At 73.3% G+C, this 21,048-nt stretch carries 16 protein-coding genes; 9 read left to right on the forward strand and 7 right to left on the reverse strand.

Going from position 1 to position 21,048, the window contains the following annotated elements; genetic code table 11:
- The first annotated feature begins 112 nt into the window (after nucleotides 1-112).
- A complete protein-coding gene (locus tag FGG90_RS04330; RefSeq protein WP_272930232.1) occupies nucleotides 113-1,564 on the forward strand; it encodes a protein kinase domain-containing protein in 1,452 nt (483 codons plus the stop codon).
- 22 nt (nucleotides 1,565-1,586) lie between these two features.
- On the opposite strand, the gene sucB is transcribed toward FGG90_RS04330, so the two are convergent.
- The 3 genes from sucB to FGG90_RS04345 all read right to left on the reverse strand — a co-directional run bounded on the left by sucB (nucleotide 1,587) and on the right by FGG90_RS04345 (nucleotide 6,075).
- A complete protein-coding gene (gene sucB, locus FGG90_RS04335; protein WP_094130048.1) occupies nucleotides 1,587-3,041 on the reverse strand; it encodes a 2-oxoglutarate dehydrogenase, E2 component, dihydrolipoamide succinyltransferase in 1,455 nt (484 codons plus the stop codon).
- A 60-nt stretch (nucleotides 3,042-3,101) separates the two neighbouring features.
- Nucleotides 3,102-4,475: a dihydrolipoyl dehydrogenase gene (lpdA, locus tag FGG90_RS04340; protein ID WP_094130045.1), complete on the reverse strand. Its 1,374-nt coding sequence runs from the start codon at nucleotides 4,473-4,475 to the stop codon at nucleotides 3,102-3,104.
- Nucleotides 4,476-4,566: 91 nt separating this feature from the next.
- A complete protein-coding gene (locus FGG90_RS04345) occupies nucleotides 4,567-6,075 on the reverse strand; it encodes a leucyl aminopeptidase (protein ID WP_094130042.1) in 1,509 nt (502 codons plus the stop codon).
- Between the two features lie 136 nt (nucleotides 6,076-6,211).
- On the opposite strand from FGG90_RS04345, the gene FGG90_RS04350 reads away from it, so the two are divergent.
- The 5 genes from FGG90_RS04350 (at nucleotide 6,212) to FGG90_RS04370 (ending at nucleotide 12,222) form a co-directional block, all read left to right on the forward strand.
- A complete protein-coding gene (locus tag FGG90_RS04350; protein ID WP_063071873.1) occupies nucleotides 6,212-7,132 on the forward strand; it encodes a proteasome assembly chaperone family protein in 921 nt (306 codons plus the stop codon).
- 58 nt (nucleotides 7,133-7,190) lie between these two features.
- Entirely contained in the window at nucleotides 7,191-8,513 is a 1,323-nt protein-coding gene (locus FGG90_RS04355; RefSeq protein WP_094130039.1) for an MFS transporter, read from the forward strand.
- A 212-nt stretch (nucleotides 8,514-8,725) separates the two neighbouring features.
- Nucleotides 8,726-10,213, forward strand: a complete 1,488-nt coding sequence (locus FGG90_RS04360) for an RNA polymerase sigma factor (protein WP_094130036.1) — start codon at nucleotides 8,726-8,728, stop codon at nucleotides 10,211-10,213.
- A 3-nt stretch (nucleotides 10,214-10,216) separates the two neighbouring features.
- Entirely contained in the window at nucleotides 10,217-11,497 is a 1,281-nt protein-coding gene (locus FGG90_RS04365) for a Mur ligase family protein (RefSeq protein WP_094130033.1), read from the forward strand.
- A complete protein-coding gene (locus FGG90_RS04370) occupies nucleotides 11,494-12,222 on the forward strand; it encodes a type 1 glutamine amidotransferase (RefSeq protein ID WP_094130030.1) in 729 nt (242 codons plus the stop codon). Before FGG90_RS04365 ends, FGG90_RS04370 begins: the two co-directional genes overlap by 4 nt.
- Before the next feature lie 126 nt (nucleotides 12,223-12,348).
- Here FGG90_RS04370 and FGG90_RS04375 read toward each other — a convergent pair whose 3' ends face one another.
- The gene (locus tag FGG90_RS04375; protein ID WP_012038337.1) at nucleotides 12,349-12,576 is read right to left on the reverse strand and encodes a DUF7455 domain-containing protein; all 228 of its coding nucleotides are present in this window, start codon (nucleotides 12,574-12,576) and stop codon (nucleotides 12,349-12,351) included.
- 211 nt (nucleotides 12,577-12,787) lie between these two features.
- Between FGG90_RS04375 and FGG90_RS04380 the strand changes: the two genes are divergently transcribed.
- Nucleotides 12,788-14,866, forward strand: a complete 2,079-nt coding sequence (locus tag FGG90_RS04380; RefSeq protein ID WP_094130027.1) for a DNA gyrase/topoisomerase IV subunit B — start codon at nucleotides 12,788-12,790, stop codon at nucleotides 14,864-14,866.
- Nucleotides 14,867-14,945: 79 nt separating this feature from the next.
- Here FGG90_RS04380 and FGG90_RS04385 read toward each other — a convergent pair whose 3' ends face one another.
- Nucleotides 14,946-17,492, reverse strand: coding sequence for a DNA gyrase/topoisomerase IV subunit A (locus tag FGG90_RS04385; RefSeq protein WP_094130024.1), 2,547 nt, complete (start codon nucleotides 17,490-17,492; stop codon nucleotides 14,946-14,948).
- Between the two features lie 84 nt (nucleotides 17,493-17,576).
- Here FGG90_RS04385 and FGG90_RS04390 point away from each other — a divergent pair, with 84 nt between their 5' ends.
- Complete coding sequence (locus FGG90_RS04390) at nucleotides 17,577-18,716, forward strand: alkaline phosphatase family protein (protein ID WP_094130021.1); 1,140 nt, start codon at nucleotides 17,577-17,579, stop codon at nucleotides 18,714-18,716.
- A gap of 28 nt (nucleotides 18,717-18,744) precedes the next feature.
- On the opposite strand, the gene sepH is transcribed toward FGG90_RS04390, so the two are convergent.
- A complete protein-coding gene (gene sepH / locus FGG90_RS04395) occupies nucleotides 18,745-19,929 on the reverse strand; it encodes a septation protein SepH (protein WP_094130018.1) in 1,185 nt (394 codons plus the stop codon).
- 325 nt (nucleotides 19,930-20,254) lie between these two features.
- On the opposite strand from sepH, the gene FGG90_RS04400 reads away from it, so the two are divergent.
- Nucleotides 20,255-20,548 (forward strand): DUF4193 domain-containing protein, encoded by a 294-nt coding sequence (locus tag FGG90_RS04400; protein ID WP_012038342.1) that lies wholly within the window; start codon nucleotides 20,255-20,257, stop codon nucleotides 20,546-20,548.
- A gap of 47 nt (nucleotides 20,549-20,595) precedes the next feature.
- On the opposite strand, the gene FGG90_RS04405 is transcribed toward FGG90_RS04400, so the two are convergent.
- Nucleotides 20,596-21,045, reverse strand: a complete 450-nt coding sequence (locus FGG90_RS04405; RefSeq protein ID WP_094130015.1) for a DUF3093 domain-containing protein — start codon at nucleotides 21,043-21,045, stop codon at nucleotides 20,596-20,598.
- Between the last annotated feature and the right edge of the window lie 3 nt (nucleotides 21,046-21,048).

Here is a 21,048-nt window from a genome sequence, read left to right on the forward strand (position 1 = left end):
GCGGACGCGCGGCGGCACGCGGCGGCGGACCGGTGCGGGATCCGTCGACGACGGATCCGTCCTCGCGGGATATCGGCTCGTCCGGCTCATCGGGCGAGGGGAGCGGACGCAGGTGTACCTCGGGCGTCCGACGGCGCCGCACGGCACCTCCGACGGGTCGTCAGGCAACGTCGCCGTCAAGGTGGTCCCCGCCTCGCGGCGGAGCCGCGGGGACACCGAGATCCTCGCGCTCCAGGCGGTCGACTCGGAGCACGTCGTGCACCTGCTCGACGTCGCGTCCCTCGCCGACGGCGGCGTGTGCCTCGTACAGTCCCTGTGCGCTCGCGGCACGGCCGCAGCGCTCGTGGGCAGGAGGGGCGAGCTGACGCCCGGGGAGGTGTGCACCCTGCTGACCTCCGTCCTGCGGGGCCTCGGCGACCTCCACCAGGTCGGTGTCGCGCACGGCGCGCTCGACCTCACGCACGTCCTCCTCGACGCGACGGGACGCCCGATCCTCGGCGGGCTCGGGTCCGCGCAGCTGCCGGGTGGAGCCCCAGGCGACGAGCCGGCAGCCGGACGCCACCACGGAATGGACCCGATGGCGGAGGACCTGGCGCGGGTGGCGCGCATGGCGGCGGCGCTCTGGACGCCCGGCAGGCCGACGGCGCGCTCGACCGACGCCTCCTGGGACGACTGGCTCGCCACGCTGGACGACGCGGTGCACGGCGAATCGGACCTCACCGCCCACGACCTCGCCGATCGGCTGCTGGAGATCGCGGACGCGGCTCCGCTGGCGGACGTGGCGTCCGACGGCCCCGGCGACGACCGGGGCCCGGTGGGCGGGACGGCCGGCTCCGGGGACGACCCGGCGGTCCTCGTGCGTCGACCCGAGCCCGAGCGGCGAGGGAGGCGACGGGAGCCGTCCACGAGCAGGGACGCCTCCGCCCGAGCCCGCCGGCACCGGGCTCCCCAGGAGACCCCCATTCGGCGGACGCGCGCCCGTCTCCGTGGAGCCGTCGCGACCGTCCGACAGGAGATGGCCCTCGTGCGCCCACGCGTGTGGATGGGCGGCGCGGCCGCGCTCCTCGTCGCCGCCTCGGGCGCCGTGGCCGTGCCGATGCTGGGGGCCGCCGCGCACGGGGCCCCGCAGGCGGTCGTCGGACCGACGATGCCGTCCGCGGACCCGGAGGCCGACGGCGGGACGACCGATGCGGTGCCGCCGGACGCCGCCCCGCTGCAGCCCGACGTCGACGCCGCATCCTCCCCGGACCCCGACGTCGCCGCACCGGCCCTGCTGCGCCTCCGGGCCGACTGCCTGCGCTCCTCCCAGGACGGGTGCCTCGGCGGGGTGGATCAGCCGGACTCCGCGATGGAGGATGCCGACCGCTCCCGGGCGCGCACGGGATCCGCGGACGCGGCTGCCCTGCACGCGACGGACCGCCTGGATCCGGCCCAGCGCCTCGGCGACTCGGCGCTGATCACGCTGCACGGGGACGCCGACGCCCCCCGACGCCGACCGGCCTCCCTCCTGATGGTCAGGGGGGAGGCCGGGTGGCGGATCCGCGACCTGATGGACGACCGGTGAGGTCGGCCATCAGGCCCCGGCGCTAGATGCCGAGGTCGGCGTCGAAGGCGCCGGCCTCGAGGCGGTTCTTCACCGCGACGAGGAAGCGCGAGGCGTCCGCGCCGTCGACGATGCGGTGGTCGTACGAGAGCGCCAGGTACACCGTGGAGCGGATGGCGATCGTGTCCTGGCCGTCGGCCGTGATCACGACGGGACGCTTCGTGACGATGCCCGTGCCGAGGATGGCCGACTGCGGGAGGAAGACCACCGGCGTGTCGAACAGCGCGCCGCGCGAACCCGTGTTGGTGAGCGTGAACGTGCCGCCGGCCAGCTCGTCCGGCGACAGCTTGTTGTCGCGCGTGCGGGCGGCGAGGTCGGCGATCTCGGTCGCGAACTGCGCGAGGTTCTTGCCCTCGGCGTCCTTGACCACGGGGGTGAGCAGGCCGCGCTCGGTGTCGACCGCGATGCTGATGTTCTCGTGGTCCGGGTAGACGATGCTGTCGCCGTCGACGGTCGCGTTGACGACCGGGTAGGCGCGCAGCGCCTCCGCGGCGGCCAGCGCGAAGAACGGGAGGAAGGAGAGCTTGACGCCCGTCTTCTCGACGAACTCGGCCTTCACGCGGTCGCGGAAGCGCGCGACCTTGGTGACGTCCACCTCGACGACGCTCGTGAGCTGCGCCGTCGACTGCATGGAGACGACGGCGCGGTCGGCGATGAGCTTGCGCATGCGCGACATCTTGGCCGTCGTGCCGCGCAGCGGAGACGTCTCGAGGGGAGCGGCGGCCGGAGCGGCGGGAGCCGACGGCGTCGAGGCGCTCGCGGCGGAGGCCGCGGCCTCGGCCGCCGCGAGGACGTCCTCCTTGCGGATTCGTCCGCCGACGCCGGTGCCCGTGACGGACGCGATGTCGACGCCGCGCTCGTTCGCGAGCTTGCGCACGAGCGGCGTCACGTAGCCGGCGTTGCCGGAGGCGGCCGGGGCGGGAGCCGCGGTAGGCGCCGGAGCCGCCGGAGCCGCGGCAGGCGCGGGGGCAGGAGCCGCGGCGACGGGCGCGGGAGCCGGCGCCTCCTGGGCGGCAGGAGCCTGCGTGGCGGCGGGTGCGGGCTCGGGCTCGACGGGCGCGGGCGCCTCGGAGTCGTCGTCCGCCTCCGTGGACGGGGTCACCTGGTCGTCGACGGCGTCCTCGGCTGGCTCGTCCTGCTGCACGGGCTCGGGCTCGGCCTCGGCCTCGGGCTGCTCGGCGGGGGCGTCGCCGCCGCCGGAGCCGTCGCCGATGCGCACGAGGACGGCGCCGACCTCGACGGTCTCGTCCTCCTGCACGAGGATCTCCTCGATCACGCCCGCCACGGGGGAGGGGATCTCGGTGTCGACCTTGTCGGTCGAGACCTCGAGGAGGGGCTCGTCCACCTCGACGTGGTCGCCGACGTTCTTGAGCCAGCGGGTCACCGTGCCCTCGGTGACGCTCTCGCCGAGTGCGGGGAGGTTGACGGATTCGCTCATGGGGTTGTCTCCTTCAGGCCCGACTCCGGACCCGGCTTGTGTGTCGGTGGTGGCGGGGTGCTACAGGGCGTGCAGCGGGGTGCCGGCGAGGGCCAGGTGGGCCTCTCCGAGCGCCTCGTTCTGAGTGGGGTGGGCGTGGACCAGGTTGGCGACGTCCTCGGGGTAGGCCTCCCAGTTCACGATGAGCTGGCCCTCGCCGATGAGCTCGCCGACGCGCGCGCCGATCATGTGGATGCCGACGACCGGGCCGTCCTGCACCCGCACGACCTTCACGGATCCGGCCGTGCCGATGATCGAGCTCTTGCCGTTGCCGCCGAGGTTGTACTCGTAGCTGGAGACCTTGTCGGCGCCGAACTTCTCGACGGCCTTCGCCTCGCTGTAGCCGACGCTCGCGACCTCGGGGTCGGAGTAGGTGACCTTGGGGATGTTGATGTCCTCGACGACGACGGGCTTGTTGCCCGCGATCTCCTCGGCGACGAAGATGCCCTGCTGGAAGCCGCGGTGCGCGAGCTGGAGGCCGGGGACGATGTCGCCGACGGCGTAGACGCCGGGGACGCTGGTCTGGAGGCGCTCGTCCGTCAGCACGAAGCCGCGGTCGGTCTTCACGCCCGCCTCCTCGAAGCCCAGGCCCTGGGTCGCCGGTCCGCGGCCGACGGCCACGAGCAGGATGTCGGCGTCGAACGCGGTGCCGTCCTCGAGCGTGACCTGCACGCCCTGGTCGTCCTGCGTGACCGACTTGAAGCGCACGCCGAGCGAGAACGCGATGCCGCGCTTGCGGAAGGCGCGCTCGAACTGCTTGCTGATCGACTCCTCCTCGTTCGGCACGAGGTGGGGGAGCGCCTCGATGATCTGCACGTCGACGCCGAAGGAGCGCCAGACGGACGCGAACTCGACGCCGATGACGCCGCCGCCGAGGATGGCGACCTTCTTCGGGATGTAGTCGAGCTCGAGGGCCTGCTCGCTCGTGATGACGCGGCCGCCGATCTCGAGGCCGGGGAGGGTGCGCGAGTACGAGCCGGTGGCGAGGACGACGCTCTTCCCGGTGATGGTCTGGTCGCCGACCTGCACGGTCGTGCCGGACGTGAGGCGGCCCTCGCCCTCGATGACGGTGATGCCGCGGGCCTTGATCAGGCCCTGGAGACCCTTGTACTTGCTGGCGACGATGGCCTCGCGGTACGCCGTGACGCGCGCGATATCGACCCCGTCGAACGTGACGTTGACGCCGTACTTCTCCGACTCCCGCGACACGTCGGCCACCTCGGCCGAGTGCAGGAGCGCCTTCGTGGGGATGCAGCCGCGGTGGAGGCAGGTGCCGCCCAGCTTGCCCTTCTCCACGAGGCCCACGGTCTTGCCCAGCTGAACCGCGCGGAGGGCGGCTGCGTAGCCACCGCTCCCGCCGCCGAGCACCACCACGTCAAAGTTCTGTTCCGACACCCAGGATCTCCCTCGTATGCATCAAGGTCGTCTCATGCGACCGCCCGACCGGGCAGGCGCGGGACCCCCTCAGGAGGCCTCTCCGAGCCTACTACGCGCGTGTAAAACCGGCGGCCAGGGCGAGGAGCGTGCGCACCCCGACGCCCGTCGGGCCCTTGCCCGTGAACCCGTGCCCGCCGCCCTTGTTGTGCGAGGGCCCGGCGATGTCGATGTGCGCCCACGGGATGCGCGGGGCGTCCTCGGCGTCGCTCGTGCGTCCGACGAACTCCTTGAGGAAGACGCCGGCGACGAGCATGCCGCCCGCGGGGTTGCCGGGCTTGACGTTGGCGATGTCCGCCACGTCGGAGTTGAGGAGCGCGCGCATCTCCTCGGGGAGCGGCATCCCCCACATGCTCTCGCCCTGCTCGCGCGCGACGCCGAGGAGCCGGGCCACGAGCTCGTCGTCGCCCATCACGGCGGAGTACCGCTCGCCGAGCGCGACGACCTGCGCACCGGTGAGGGTGGCGATGTCGATGACCGCGTCGGGGTGCTCCTCGCTCGCCGCGACGAGGCCGTCCGCCATGACGAGGCGCCCCTCCGCGTCGGTGTTCAGCACCTCGACGGTCGTGCCGCCGCGCATGCGCAGGACGTCGTCGGGGCGGATGGCCGACCCCGATGGCATGTTCTCCGCGATGCAGAGCCAGGCCGTGAGCCGCACGGGCAGCTCGAGGCGCGCCGCCGCGACGACGACCTCGAGGATGCTGGCCGCGCCGGTCATGTCGTACTTCATCCCGATCATCGGCACGGCGGGCTTCAGCGAGATGCCGCCGGTGTCGTAGGTGATGCCCTTGCCGACGAGCGCCAGGTGGCGCGTGGCGCCTGCGGGGGAGTAGGCGACCTTGACGAGGCGCGGCGGCCGGGTGGATCCCTGGCCGACCCCGAGGATGCCCCCGAAGCCGTCCGCGGCGAGCGCCTCCTCGTCCCAGACGCGCACGTCCACCGGCAGGTCGGCGGTGCGCGCGTGCACGGCGTCGACGAACGTGGCGGGGTAGAGGTCGAGCGGCGGGGTGTTGACCAGGTCCTTGGTGCCGGCGACGGCGTCGGCGACCGCGGTCGCCCGCGCGACCGCCTCGTCGGCGTCCTCGGCGGTCCACGAGTCGTCCGACGCGGCGACCGTGACGGCGGAGGCGCGCGCCTTCTGCCCCGCGAGGGAGTCGTGGCGGTAGGCGTCGAAGGCGTACACCCCGAGCGCCGCGCCCTCGAGCACGGCGGTCAGCTCCTCGAGGGAGGACACGGGCAGCGCCAGCACGACGCTCTCGATCCCGCGCAGCTGGCGCGTCGCCGTGCCGGCGGCGTAGCGGAGGGCCACCGCGTCCAGCGGGGCCGAGCCCACGCCGACGAGCGCGACGGTGCGGGCGGCCGTGCCGGTCCCGCCGATGCGCGTGACCTCGTCCCGTCCGCCGGTCACGCCGAGCGCGACGAGGTCGGCGGCATCCAGCTCGAGCCCCTCGGGGGCGTGCACGCGGATGCCCTCCTTGTCGGAGGAGACGGCGACGACGAGGACGTCGGCCGAGGTCTCGACGGCGCGGTCGGGGGACACGGAGAGGAGGGGTGTGGTCATGGGCCACGAGCCTATCGACGCGCGGACCCGCGCCGGCCGGGTCCGCCGGCCGGGCAGCTCGCGTGTTCGCTCTGGGCGGCACCGCTCCCGGCCGCCGCCGCGGGAGGCCGTCGGGAGCGCGGCCTAGAGTTGGGACATGGCTGACGCGGACGGACTGTACGAGATCGACACCGACATCGGCGAGGTCCCGACAGGCCTCCCCCTCGTCGCCGGGCTCACCGGGTTCTCCGACGCCGGGTCCGGGGTCTCCCAGGTCAGCGCCTACCTCCTCGACACGCTGAGCCACCGCGACGTGCTCCGCTTCGACACCGACACCCTGCTCGACTACCGCGCCCGCCGTCCCACCATCTACTTCGACCAGGACCACCTCGCCGACTACCGTCCGGCGCGGCTCGCCCTCTACCTCGCGCACGACGAGATCGGCCAGCCGTTCCTCCTGCTCACGGGCTTCGAGCCGGACTTCCGCTGGGAGGCGTTCACGGCCGCCGTCCTCGGCATCGTCGACCGCTACCGCGTCTCGACCACCACGTGGGTGCACAGCATCCCGATGCCCGTGCCGCACACGCGCGACATCAACGTGACGGTGAGCGGGAACCGCACGGAGCTCATCGACGCGCTCTCAGTCTGGAAGCCGCACACGCAGGTGCCGGCGAACGCCCTGCACCTGGTGGAGCACCGCCTGCACGACGCCGGGCACCCCGTGGCCGGGTTCGTCCTGCTCGTGCCGCACTACCTGGCCGACACCGAGTTCCCGCTCGCCGCGGTGGCCGCGCTCGAGAGCATCAGCGCCGCGACCGGCCTGATCTTCCCCACCGACCGCCTGCGCGAGGAGGGCCGGGACTTCGTCGGCCGCATCGACGAGCAGGTCGCCGGCAACCAGGAGCTCGCCCGGCTCGTGACGACCCTCGAGGAGCGCTACGACAGCTACATGGAGGACACGCCCCTCAAGTCGCCGCTGACGGACGAGGACGGCGCGCTGCCCTCCGCAGACGAGATCGCCGCCGAGCTCGAGAAGTTCCTCGCGCGACGCCGACCGGGGGACGGCGAGGCGGTCTGATCCGCCCGCCGGGACGGGCGCGCCGGTCCCGCGCACGACGCCGCTAGTCTCGGGGGCGATGAGCACACGCCGCGCCCGGATCGTCTTCGGCGTCGCCACCGTCGCCTACCTCTCCTCCGTCCTGCAGCGGGGGTCGCTCGGCGTCGCGGCCGTCGAGGCGGGCGACCGGTTCCACGTCTCCGCGGCGCTGCTGTCCACGCTCGCCGTCACCCAGCTCATCGTGTACGCGGCCCTGCAGATCCCCGTCGGCGTGCTCATCGACCGGGTCGGCCCCCGCGCGCTCCTCGCCGGCGGCGCCCTCCTCATGGTCGCCGGGCAGCTGACGCTCGCCTTCTCCACGACCCTCGAGGTGGCCGTCGCGGGACGCGTGCTGGTGGGCGCCGGGGACGCCATGACCTTCGTGTCGGGGCTCCGCCTCATCAACGCCTGGTACTCCGGGCCGCGGGTCCCCGTGCTCTCGCAGTGGTTCGCGAACGTCGGGCAGCTGGGGCAGGTGCTCTCGGCCGTCCCCCTCTCGCTCGTGCTGCACACCGCCGGCTGGACCCCGGCCTTCGTCGGCTCCGCATCGGTCGCGGTCGTGGCGCTGGTCGCCGTCGCGGTCGCGGTGCGGGACCGCCCGGCGGGGGATCCGCCTCCTCCCCGGGTGCCGTGGGCCGACTCGATGCGGGAGCTCGGGCGGAGCCTGCGCCGGCCGGGGACGCGCCTCGGCTTCTGGTCGCACTTCGTGACGCAGTCGCCCGGCGGCGTGTTCAGCCTGCTCTGGGGGTTCCCGTTCCTCGTCGGGGGACTCGGCTACAGCCCGGCGCTCGCCTCCGGGCTCCTCATCGTCATCGTGGCCTCGGGAATGGTGGTCGGCCCGGTCATCGGGATCCTCACGGGGCGGTTCCCGTTCCGCCGCTCGAACCTCGTCCTCGGCATCGTCGTGATGATGGGCGCGGCCTGGGCGCTCGTGCTCCTCTGGCCCGGCGTCCCGCCGCTCGGGGCGGTGCTCGTGATGGTCGTGGCGATCGGGATCGGCGGGACGGGATCGCAGGTCGGCCTCGACTTCGCCCGCACGTTCAACCCGCCGCGGAGCCTCGGCGCGGCCTCTGGCGTGGTCAACGTCGGCGGCTTCACCGCGAGCTTCACGACCATGCTGCTCATCGGCATCGCCCTGGACGTGCAGGACGGCATCCGGGTGGCCGGCGGCGCGGCGAGCGACCTCTACTCCCTCGACGCGTTCCGGCTCGCGTTCGCGGTGCAGTACCTCGTGGTCGGGTTCGGCGTCGTCATGCTCGTCCGCACCCGGCGTCGCACCCGTCGGGCGATGGCCGACGAGGGAATGCGGGTGGGGCCCCTGTGGGTTGCCTACCTCGACAGGCGACGCCGCCGCCGCGCGTGACGGTGGCTCGTCCTCACGCGCATCCGTGCAATAATCAGGTACGGACCCGTTCATGTCCCGCATCTCGCGCCGCCCCGGTGGTGCACGAGCAGCGGACTTGACATGGGTCCTAGCAATGTCCGAAAACAACCCCGACCCACCTCCGGCAGGTCACCCCGCAGAGCCACCGCGGAGCGCGAGACCGGTCGCCCGTGGGGACGAAAGGTGTTCGCATGGCCACCCCCTCCACCCCGTCCGCCACCCTGGACGCGGCGACCGCGACCGGCACGGCCGACGACGCCGCGACGGGCGAGGCGACGGCACCCGCCAAGCGCGCTCCCGCCCGCAAGGCGCCGGCCGCGAAGAGCACCGCGGCGAAGTCCACTGCCGCCAAGGCCCCGACCAAGGCCGCCGCCGCGAAGGCCGCTGCTGCGGCCGCCGCTGCCGATGAGCCCACCGCCGACGACGCTCCCGCGGCTCCAGCCAAGGCGCCCACGGCCCGCGCCAAGGCCGCTGCCGCGAAGAAGGCCGCCGCCGCCGCGGGCGACGACGCCGCCGCTCCGGCGAAGGCGCCCCGCAAGACCGCCGCCAAGAAGGCCGCGCCCGCGACGGACGGCCCCGGCGACGCATCCGACGAGGACGCCGAGGAGGTCGTGGTCCCGGCCGTCGAGGACGATTCGGAGGACGAGGCCGTCGAGGACGGCGCGCCCAAGCCGCCCGTCGTGCTGGAGCCGCTTCCCACCGGCGCCATGGTCCTGTCGAACAAGGAGGAGGACGAGGACGTCCCCGTCTACTCGACGACCATCACCGGCGCCACGGCCGACCCCGTCAAGGACTACCTCAAGCAGATCGGCAAGGTCGCGCTGCTCAACGCCGCGGAGGAGGTCGAGCTCGCCATGCGCATCGAGGCGGGCCTCTTCGCCGAGGACAAGCTGGCGAACACCCCCGGCATCTCGCGCGAGCTGGAGCGCGAGCTCCGCTGGGTCGCGCGCGACGGCCAGCGCGCGAAGAGCCACCTGCTGGGCGCCAACCTCCGCCTCGTGGTCAGCCTCGCCAAGCGCTACACGGGACGCGGGATGCAGTTCCTCGACCTGATCCAGGAGGGCAACCTCGGCCTCATCCGCGCGGTCGAGAAGTTCGACTACACGAAGGGCTTCAAGTTCTCCACGTACGCCACGTGGTGGATCCGCCAGGCGATCACGCGCGCCATGGCCGACCAGGCCCGCACCATCCGCATCCCGGTGCACATGGTCGAGGTCATCAACAAGCTCGCCCGCGTCCAGCGCCAGATGCTGCAGGACCTGGGCCGCGAGCCCACGCCCGAGGAGCTGTCGCGCGAGCTCGACATGACGCCCGAGAAGGTCATCGAGGTCCAGAAGTACGGCCGCGAGCCCATCTCCCTGCACACGCCCCTCGGCGAGGACGGCGACAGCGAGTTCGGCGACCTCATCGAGGACACCGAGGCGGTCGTCCCGGCCGACGCCGTCGGCTTCACCATGCTGCAGAAGCAGCTCGAGTCGCTCCTCGACTCGCTCTCCGAGCGCGAGGCGGGTGTGATCCGCATGCGCTTCGGCCTCGGCGACGGCATGCCGAAGACGCTCGACCAGATCGGCGACACGTTCGGCGTCACGCGCGAGCGGATACGCCAGATCGAGTCGAAGACCATGGCCAAGCTCCGCCACCCGTCGCGCTCGCAGTCGCTGCGCGACTACCTCGAGTAGGCCGTGCCGCTGCGCCTCGCCGTCGCCGCGGGACGGGCCGCCCGCTGGGCCGCCCGTCTCCGCGGCGGCGGTTCCGCCGTGCCCGGCGTCGTCGCCCTCCGCCTCGAGCCGCGCTTCCTCGAGCGCACCATCGCCGACCTGCCGCACGGCGTGGTCGCCGTCACCGGCTCCAACGGCAAGTCGACGACCACCCACATGCTCACCGCCGTCCTCCGGGCGCACGGGCTCCGCGTGTTCACGAACCCCTCAGGCGGCAACCTGCCGCAGGGCATCGCGTCGGCCGTGCTGGCGGATGCGGACGCCTCCGGGCGCCTGGACGCCGACGTCGCCGTGCTCGAGATCGACGAGGCCTACGGCGTCGCGCTCTCGGCGCTGCTGACCCCGCGCACGGTGCTCCTGCTCAACATCCAGATCGACCAGCTGAACCGCTTCCACGAGCCCGACCGCGTGGTCGGCATGCTGGAGCGCATCGCCGCGACCGCCACGGAGGCCGTGGTCGCGAACCGCGACGACGCCAACGTCAACGCCATCGCCGCGGACGCGACGTCGTCCGGCCGCGTCGCCGTCGACTGGTTCGGCGTCTCCCCGGGCCTGCTCGGCGACAGCAAGCACGGGCTCGCCTCCGCGCCGCGCTACGGCTCCGAGGAGCCGGCGCCCGTCGAGGCGCGCGCCGCGGTGGAGGCCGTGGCGCTCGAGGGGCGCGACGCCGTCTTCCGCCTCGCCTCGGGCGACCTCACCGCGACGCTCCCGTCCCGCGGGCTGCACTACGCGGTCGACGCCGCCGGGGCGCTCGCCACGGCCCGCCGGGTCCTCGGCGACCGCTTCGACCCCGCCCTCGCCGCCCAGGGCCTCGGCTCCGTCGCCGCCGTCTACGGACGCGGGGAGGTGCTGCGGGCCGGGGACGAGGACATCGAGATCATCATGATGAAGAACCCGGCGAGCCTCCAGATGAACCTGGACGCGCTGGACGACCCGCCCGAGCAGGTGCTCCTCGCGGTCGACGACGGCACGCCCGACCCGTCGTGGATCTACGACACCGACCTGTCCGCGCTCACGCACGCCGACGTCGTCTCGGGTACGAAGGGCTACCAGCTCGCCGTGCGCTTCGGCTACGAGGGGCTCGAGGTCGGCCGCGTAGAACCCGACCTTCGCCGCGCCGTGCAGACGTTCCTCGCGCTGGAGAAGCCGTCCCGCGGGGTCAAGACCATGATCGTCAACTACGAGCAGATGATGGCGATCCGCCGCATCCTCGGGCGGACGGACCTCGAGGGGGGACCGGCGTGAGCGACGTCCTGCGCATCCTGCACCTCTACCCGGAGGAGCTCGGCATCAACGGCGACCGCGGGAACGTGACGGTGCTCGTCGAGCGCGCGCGCATCCGCGGCATCCGCACGGAGGTCGTCCGTCACGCCCCGGGCGGCGGGCACCCCGGCGACGCCGACCTCGTCTTCGCGGGATCCGGTCCGCTCTCCGCGCAGCGCACGGTGCTGCCGGACCTCGTCGCGCACGCGGCGCACCTCGTCGCGCTCCAGGCGGCCGGCGTGCCGCTCCTCGCCGTGGGCGGCGGCCTGCAGCTGCTGGGGGAGACCGTGCGGCTCGTCGACGGCGGCGAGCTCGTGGGCGCCGGCGTGCTGCCCGTGCGCACGACGCTCACGGCGTCGCGTCAGGTGGGCGACCTCGTCGTCGACACGGCCGAGGGCGAGCTCGTCGGCTACGAGAACCACGGCTCGACGCTCGACGTCGGCGACCACGCGCCCCTCGGCACCGTGCGGGCGGGATCCGGCAACGGCGGCGGCCATGAGGGCGTGCGCGTCGGATCCTCGATCGGCACGCACCTGGGCGGCCCCGTGCTCGCGCTCAACCCGCGGCTCGCGGACGAGCTGCTCGGCGCCGCGCTCGCGCGTCACGGCCGGGAGCTCCCCGCGGACATCTCGGGCACGCTCGAGCGCCTCGACGGCTGGGCGCGCGAGGCGCGCGCCACCGTCATGGCCCGTCCCGCCCACTACTGACGGTCGTCCGTCGACCGCCCGCGCGGCCGCTCGCGGAAGGCGGGCGACCGGGGACGACGAAGGGCGCACCCTCCGAGGAGGATGCGCCCTGGGTCGTGCCGGGCGGAACCGGCGCCGGATCGGCGGCTAGGCCCGCTCGTCGAGCAGGCGGCTCGACTCGTCGTGCCAGCTCGTGGCGATGGCCGACAGCTTCTCCTGGTACTTCTTGCCGTGGTGGGCGCAGAAGAGGAGCTCGGAGCTGTTGACCTCGACTCGGATGTAGGCCTGCGCCCCGCAGCTGTCGCAGCGGTCGTTGGCGGTGAGCTGGTGGTTGTCGAGCTCGTCCACGGGACGCTCGGTCGCGGTCGGTGTCATGTGATGCTCCCCTCCGGGTCGGGTCTGGGTCGAGCCGAATGCGTCAAGTAGACCACGTGCTCCCGGGTGACCGCTGTCCTCGCGCCCGCCGTTTCGCTCTGCGCGTAGGCGCGGGCCGGGACGGCGGGTCGGAGGGGGAGGCACCGGGTGGCGGTTAAGATCGACACCGGCTCGCGTCCGGCGAACGCCGGACGCACATGGAGGACAGCACGTGGCAGCATCCGATTATTCCGCCCGCCATCTCTCCGTCCTCGAGGGGCTCGAGGCGGTCCGCAAGCGGCCCGGCATGTACATCGGCTCCACCGACTCGCGCGGCCTCATGCACTGCCTCTGGGAGATCATCGACAACAGCGTCGACGAGGCCCTGGGCGGGCACGGCGACCGCATCGACGTCCGGCTCCACGCCGACGGGAGCGTCGAGGTCCGGGACACCGCGCGCGGCGTCCCCGTCGACATCGAGCCCAAGACCGGCCTGTCCGGCGTCGAGGTCGTCTTCACGAAGCTGCACGCCGGCGGCAAGTTCGGATCCGGCTCCTACGCCTCCTCGGGCGGCCTGCACGGCGTCGGCGCGTCCGTCGTCAACGCCCTCTCCGAGCGCCTCGACGTGGAGGTCGACCGCGGCGGCAAGACGCACGCGATGAGCTTCCGGCGCGGCGAGCCGGGCATCTTCGACGACCAGGGGGAGCCGAGCCCCGACGCCCCCTTCCGGCCCTTCACGTCCGGCAGCGAGCTGCGGGTCGTCGGCAAGGTGCGCAAGGGCGTCACCGGCACGCGGATCCGCTACTGGGCCGACCGGCAGATCTTCACCCGCGGCGCGTCCTTCCTCACCGAGGAGCTGCTCGGCCGCGCGCGCCAGACGGCGTTCCTCGTCCCCGGCCTCGCGATCGACATCGAGGACCTCCGCGGGGAGCAGCCCGTGCGCGAGTCGTTCCGGTTCGACGGCGGCATCGCCGAGTTCGTCGACCACCTGGCCGTCGACGCGCCCCTCACCGACACGTGGCGCCTCGAGGGGTCCGGCACGTTCACCGAGACGGTGCCCGTGCTCACGGACGGCGGCGCGATGGTGCCGACCGAGCTGACGCGCGACTGCGCCGTGGACATCGCGCTCCGCTGGGGCACCGGGTACGACACGCGCTTCAAGTCGTTCGTCAACATCATCGCGACGCCCAAGGGCGGCACGCACCAGGCCGGCTTCGAGGCAGGCCTCCTCAAGTTCGTCCGCGCGCAGGTCGACGCCAACGCCCGCAAGCTCAAGGTCGGCACCGACAAGCTCGAGAAGGACGACGTGCTCGCGGGCCTCACGGCCGTGCTCACCGTGCGGTTCCCCGAGCCGCAGTTCGAGGGGCAGACGAAGGAGGTGCTCGGCACCCCCGCCGTCCGCCAGATCGTCTCGCAGGTGGTGCAGAAGGCCATGGCGGAGCGCTTCGAGTCGACCCGACGGGAGGACAAGGCGCAGACGGCCGTGCTCCTCGAGAAGGTGGTCGGCGAGATGAAGTCGCGGATCTCGGCCCGCACGCACAAGGAGACCCAGCGTCGGAAGAACGCGCTGGAGAGCTCGTCGCTCCCGGCGAAGCTCGTGGACTGCCGGTCGAACGACGTGGCCAACAGCGAGCTGTTCATCGTCGAGGGCGACTCGGCGCTCGGCACGGCCAAGCTCGCGCGCGACAGCGAGTACCAGGCGCTGCTGCCCATCCGCGGCAAGATCCTCAACGTGCAGAAGGCGTCGCTGCCGGACATGCTCTCCAACGCGGAGTGCGCGTCGATCATCCAGGTGCTCGGGGCCGGATCCGGTCGGACGTTCGACCTGTCGGCGGCGCGCTACGGGAAGATCATCATCATGAGCGACGCCGACGTCGACGGCGCCCACATCCGCACCCTGCTGCTCACCCTGCTCTTCCGCTACATGCGGCCGATGATCGACGAGGGCCGCGTGTTCGCCGCCGTCCCGCCGCTGCACCGCGTCGTGGTGATGAACCCGGGCTCGAAGCCGAACGACGTGATCTACACCTACTCGGAGCGGGAGCTCGCGGGCGTCCTCGCGCAGGCGAAGCGGCAGGGCAAGCGCTACCAGGACCCCATCCAGCGCTACAAGGGCCTGGGGGAGATGGACGCCGACCAGCTGGCGACCACCACAATGGACCGCCGCAACCGCACGCTCCGCCGCGTCCGGGTGGACGACGCGGAGGCGGCGACGCGCATGTTCGAGCTGCTCATGGGCAACGACGTGGCGCCGCGCAAGGAGTTCATCATCGACGGCGCCGGAGCCGTGCGGGACCGCATCGACGTGTGAGGCGGGGCGCCCGAGGGCGCGCACGACGACGGCCGCGGACCTGGAAGGGTCCGCGGCCGTCGTCGTCGTGCGCGCGGGCCTAGGTCTCGAGCGGGGCGGACCCGTCCTCGGCGGCGGGCTCAACGACGCCCGCCGCGGCGCCCGAGGCGGCGTCCGGGACCTCGGCGGGGGTGACCGCCTGGCCCACGCCGCCGATGGCCTTCTCGAGCGGGATGCCGGACCCGTCGCGCTTCATGCCCGTGGGCGGGAGCTGACGCACCTCACCGGCGGGGCCGACCGCGAGCGCGGGGCCGGGCCCCACCCAGGCGAGGGCGAGGTGGTCCTCGCCCTTGAGGTACGCGTGCGCGCGCACGCCGCCGGTGGCCCGTCCCTTGCGCGGGAAGTCGCCGAACGCGGACACCTTGGCGCGCCCGGGGTCGACGCCGGCGATGGTGGCCGACGACGCCGAGACGGTGACGACCTGCGCGCCCTCGGGGGCGACGGAGGAGAAGAAGAGCACGCGGGCGCCCGCGCCGAGGTTGACCCCGGCCACGCCGCCCGCCTGCACGCCCTGCGGCCGCACGGAGACGGCGGGGAAGTGCAGCAGCTGGGCCTCGCTCGTGACGAAGACGAGCTCGTCCGTCTCGGCCCCCTGGCGCGCGCCGACGACCTCGTCGCCCTTCTTCAGCGCGATGACCTCGTACTCGGGCTTCGCGGGCAGCGACGACGGCGCGACGCGCTTGACGACGCCCTGCCGCGTGCCGAGGGCGATGGCCTCGTCGGACTCGAGCGCGACGAGCGCGACGACCCGCTCCTTCCTGTCCGCGAGGCCGAGGTAGTCGCGGATCCGCACGCCCGCCCCGAGCTGCACGCTCGCGACGGGGACGACGGGCAGGTCGACGGGCGTCATCGTCACGAGGCGCCCCGTGTTCGTGATGGCACCGATGCGCGTGCGGCTCGTGGTCTCGATCGCCGTGAGCACCGCGTCGTGCGAGCTGCGGCGCACCGTCTGCAGCGGCGTGCCCGGGGCGTCGGTCGGCAGGTCGACGCGGACCGCGCGGCCGGTCGTCGAGAGCAGCACGCGGCAGGGCACGTCGGCGATCTCGAGCACGGGCGCCGAGCGGCGGCTCGACGCTCCCGCGACGCTCGGCGCCGCCTCCGTGAGCAGCGTGCGCCGGGGCGTCCCGAAGCGGTCGGCCACCTCCTGCAGCTCGCTGGAGACGAGCGCGCGCAGGCGGAGGGGATCCGCGAGGATCGCCTCGAGCTCGGCGATCTCCGCGCGCAGCCGGTCGCGCTCCTCCTCCAGCTCGATGCGGCTGAACCGCGTGAGCCGGCGGAGACGGAGCTCGAGGATGTAGTCGGCCTGCAGCGTCGACAGGTCGAACACGTCCATGAGGCGTGCGCGCGCCTGCTCGGTGTCGTCGCTGCCGCGGATGACCTGGATGACCTCGTCGATGTCGAGGATCGCGATGAGGAGGCCGAGCACCAGGTGCAGCCGCTCCTGGCGGCGCGCGAGCCGGTAGCGCGTGCGGCGCGTGACCACGTCGAGCCGGTGCGCCACGTAGACCTGCAGCAGCTCCTTCAGCCCGAGCGTCTGCGGGCTGCCGTCGACGAGCGCGACGTTGTTGATGCTGAAGCCGTCCTCGAGCGGCGTGTACCGGTAGAGCTGCTCGAGCACGGCCTCCGGGTTGAAGCCCGTCTTGATCTCGATCACGAGCCGCAGCCCGTGCGTGCGGTCGGTGAGGTCCGTGACGTTCGTGATGCCGGACAGCTTCTTGTTCTGGACGCCGTCCTTGATCTTCTCGATGACCTTCTCGGGCCCGACGAGGTAGGGCAGCTCCGTGACGACGAGCCCCGACTTCCGCGGCGTGAGGCTCTCGACGGAGACGCGCGCGCGGGTCTTGAAGCTGCCTCGGCCCGTGAGGTACGCGTCCTTGAGGCCCGCGAGGCCGATGATCGTGCCGCCCGTGGGCAGGTCGGGGCCCGGCACGAACGCCATCAGGTCGTCGAGCGAGGCGTCGGGGTGGTCGATGAGGTGGCGCGCCGCGCCCACGACCTCGATGAGGTTGTGCGGCACCATGTTCGTCGCCATGCCCACCGCGATGCCGCTGGCGCCGTTGACGAGCAGGTTCGGGAAGGCCGCCGGCAGCACGGCCGGCTGCATGAACGCGTTGTCGTAGTTCGGCACGAAGTCGACGACGTCCTCGTCGAGGCCCTCGACCATGGCGAGCGCGGAGGCGGCGAGCCGGGCCTCCGTGTAGCGGGGCGCGGCGGGGCCGTCGTCGAGCGACCCGAAGTTGCCGTGCCCGTCGATGAGCGGCACGCGCAGGGTGAACGGCTGCGCCATGCGCACCATGGCGTCGTAGATGGCGGAGTCGCCGTGCGGGTGCAGCTTGCCCATCACCTCGCCCGTGACGCGGGCGGACTTCACGTGCCCGCGGTCGGGGCGGAGGCCCATCTCGCTCATCTGGTAGAGGATCCGGCGCTGCACGGGCTTGAGGCCGTCGCGCGCGTCGGGCAGGGCCCGGGAGTAGATGACCGAGTAGGCGTACTCGAGGAACGAGTTCTCCATCTCGGTGGAGACGTCGACGTCCTCGATCCGCTCGGCGGGCTCGTCGGGCGTGGTGTTCGTGGTGGAGGGACTCATGGACTCTCTGGGTCGGGATCGCGCTGCTTCGGATCGGCGTCACGACGCGGATGCGCGTCGGGCTGCTGTGGCAGACTGGGCCGGATGGCCCCCATGCTACCGGCGCCCGGATCCGGCCGGATGAGCCTCACCGCGGTCCTGCCCGGCTGCCTCGCCGCCCTCGCGGGGGAGGGGTCGGAGGCGTCCCTGCCCCCGGTCGACCGCGCCGTGGTCGTGCTCGTCGACGGGCTCGGATCCGCCGCCCTCCGCGCGCGGGCCGGTCACGCGCGGAACCTGGTGCGCGACTGGCGGAAGCGCGACCTCGTCGACGTGGGCTTCCCCACCACGACCGCCGCCAGCATCACCTCGTTCACCACGGGGGTGCGCGCCGGGGAGCACGGCCTCGTGGGCTACAGCGCGCTCGACCCCGCGGGCGACCGCGTCCTCAAGCTCCTCTCCGGCTGGGATGCCTGGAGCGTGCCGGAGGAGTGGCAGCCCGTCCCCACGGTCTTCGAGCGCGCGGCCGCGCAGGGCCTCGCGGCGTTCGCGGTCGGGCCGGCGCGCTACTCCGGATCCGGCTTCTCGCGCGCCGCCCTCCGCGGCGCGACGTACGTGGCCGCCGAGTCCATGGCCGACCGGTTCGCCACGACCCGGGCGCTGCTGGACCGCACGCCGCGCGCGCTGGTCTACCTGTACGTCCCCGAGCTCGACCAGGCCGCGCACTCGCACGGCTGGCAGTCCGACCGCTGGCTGCGGGGGCTCGAGGAGCTCGACGCGGCCTTCGGCCCGTTCCGGGACCGCCTCGGCGCCCGCGAGGGGCTGCTCGTCACCGCGGACCACGGGATCGTCGACGTGCCCGCGGAGTCGCAGGTGCTCTTCGACCGCGTGCCCGAGCTCGTGGCGGGCGTCCGGCACGTCGCCGGCGAGCCGCGCTGCCTGCACCTGCACCTCGAGCCCGGCGTCGACGCCGACGCGCTGGCCGACGCGTGGCGCGCCTCCGAGGGCAGCCGCGCCCACGTGGCCACGCGCGAGGAGGCCGTCGCGGCGGACTGGTACGGCGGCGTACGCGACGGGGTCGCCGCGCGCATCGGGGACGTGGTCGTCGCCGCGCGCGCGCTCATCGCCTACTACGACGGGCGCCCGCGCGACCAGGGCGCACGGCGCATGGTCGGCCAGCACGGGTCCTTCTCCGACGAGGAGCGGCTCGTGCCGCTCATCCGCGCCGGGGCCTTCGCGCGCGACTGACCCGGATGCGGCGCCGCGGCGGACCGCGTCAGGCCAGGTCGTCGTCGCTGCGCGCGCCGAAGACGATCTCGTCCCAGCTCGGCATCGCCGTCCGGCCGCGTCGTCCGGAGGCCTTGCCGGCTCCCCGCGACTCGGCGCCGCCCGGGGTCCGCAGGCCCTCGTCCTCGTCGTCGGCCGGAGAGCGCTCGCGTCCCGTCTCCCCGCGGCCGATCCCGGGGATCACCGTGGAGCGCACCGGGGCGGAACCGCGCTGCCCGCCGCGCGGACGCGTGAGCTGCTCGCCGCCGTGCGCGGCGGGCACGGGCGACTCGACGGCGTCGTCGCCCTCGTCCTCGCGCGGCACCGACTCGCGCTCCCCGCGCCGGCGGCGGAGCGCCTCCAGCAGGTCGGCGGTCTCGTTCAGCTCGGCCTGCGCGACGCGGGCCGGCTGCTGGCTGCCGGCGGGGTGGTTGCCCTGGCGCCCGAGGTGGGCCACGGACGCGCCCTCCTCGCGGCGCGGGACGTCCCACTGCTGGGGCGCGGTGTCCTGCGTCGCGGACGGGGTGGGCTCCGGGAGGCGGAACGCCCCGCTGTCGAACCGCGTGACGCCGTCCTCCTGGTGCGTGTCCACCGCCTCGGGCGGCAGCGCCCGGAGCCTCGGGATGAGTGCGCCGCGGATCTCGCCCTGCTGGGACAGCGTGACGGCCTCGTTGTTCGCGGGGGAGAGGGCGTGCTTCTTGGGGTCGTAGGTCCAGCGCGCGTCGTGGTCGATGTCCTCGGAGGTGAAGGACACCTTCACCACCCATCCGCCGAGCTGCTCCTTCCAGCTGCTCCAGCGCACCTCGGTCGCGCCCAGCGACTCGAGGCGCTCCTCGATGACCTGGCCGAAGAGCGTGCCCTGGCCCATCGGGTCGACCTCGATGGCCGTGTGCACGGGGACCTTCATCGCGCTGCGGACCACGTGCTCGCGCTCGGCGACGACGGGGCCCTCGAACTTGCGCACGTACTCGACGGACGCCCCGGTCTCCCGGGCGACGTCCTCGGCGCTCATGCCCTGGCGGATGAACGACTGGATGATGCGGGGCGCGGCCTTGCGCACGGCGCCGCCGTCCCCCGTCTGGCGGCGCAGCGCCTGGCGGAACGCGTCGTCCATGGCGAGGCGGTGGCGTTCGCCGCCCGCCGCCTCGACGACGAGGGCGCCGTCCTCGACTCCGACGATCTTCAGATCCTGCATGTGTTCCACGCCTCTCGCGCTCACTGGACGATTCACGATGACACGAACCGGCCCCTCTTCCGGGGAATACGCGTGGCGCGCCGCGACTTGTGTCGGACGAGAGCGCCGGGAGGCGGGATCGCGGCGCCGGACGGCACTCAGTTAGTGCGCGAACGGTGTACCGTGTGAGTCCGCATCCGCGGCCCGGAGACGGGTCGGCGCTCCGCATCGGAACGGCCGATCAGGCGCCTCGCGAGGGGTCCTGGAGCGGTTTGCTATCCGGATGCGATTCATGCAAACTGTGCCCGCCGATTCCGTTCGGCGGTTATTCGAGAAGTGGACAGGAATGGCAACTGATTACGACGCCCCGCGCAAGACGGAGGACGACTCCGACTCGATCGAGGCTCTGAAGGAGCGCGTCCCGGACCGCATGTCCGGGGTCGTGGACGTCGACGATGCCGACAACCCCGGGAGCTTCGACCTCGCCGGAGCCGACCTCTCCGACCTCGAGCTCGAGACCGTGGTGCTGCCGCCGCAGGCGGACGAGTTCACCTGCGTGAGCTGCTTCCTCGTGAAGCACCGCTCGCAGATCGACCACCAGGAGAAGCTCGGGCCCATCTGCCAGGAGTGCGCCGCCTAGCGCGACGCCGGGCGAGAGCCCCTAGAGGCCCCGCGCCTCACCGCACGTCATGATCGCCGCGATCCCCGGATCGCGGCGATCAGTCGTTCCGGGTCCCGCGTGGACAGCAGCCAGTACGGCGCCGGGTCCGTCGGGTCGAGCAGCGGTACGCGGACCACCGGATCCACCCACCCGCGGATCACGAGGTGCGCCCGCGCGTGGAGGCGCACGCCGCGCTCGGCCGTCGCCTCGGCACCGCGGAACCCCTCGGGGTCGCCGAGCTGGTCGACGTCGATGGACGCGGGACCGGCGCGCAGCCGTCCGTCGGCCACCTCGATGACTGGGCTGGTGAGCACGAGGACGGCGACGACGCCCCCGTAGAGGACGATCGCGACCACCACGCCGGCCAGCACGCTGATGGGGAGGAACACGAGCAGGCTCGCGGGGATGACCAGGGCGGTGGCGACGAAGAGCCAGGGAGCCGGCCGGAGCCGCTCCGCGTAGGGGGAGGCGTGCATGCG

The organism is Clavibacter michiganensis subsp. tessellarius (assembly GCF_021922985.1).
Taxonomy (GTDB): Bacteria; Actinomycetota; Actinomycetes; order Actinomycetales; family Microbacteriaceae; genus Clavibacter; species Clavibacter tessellarius.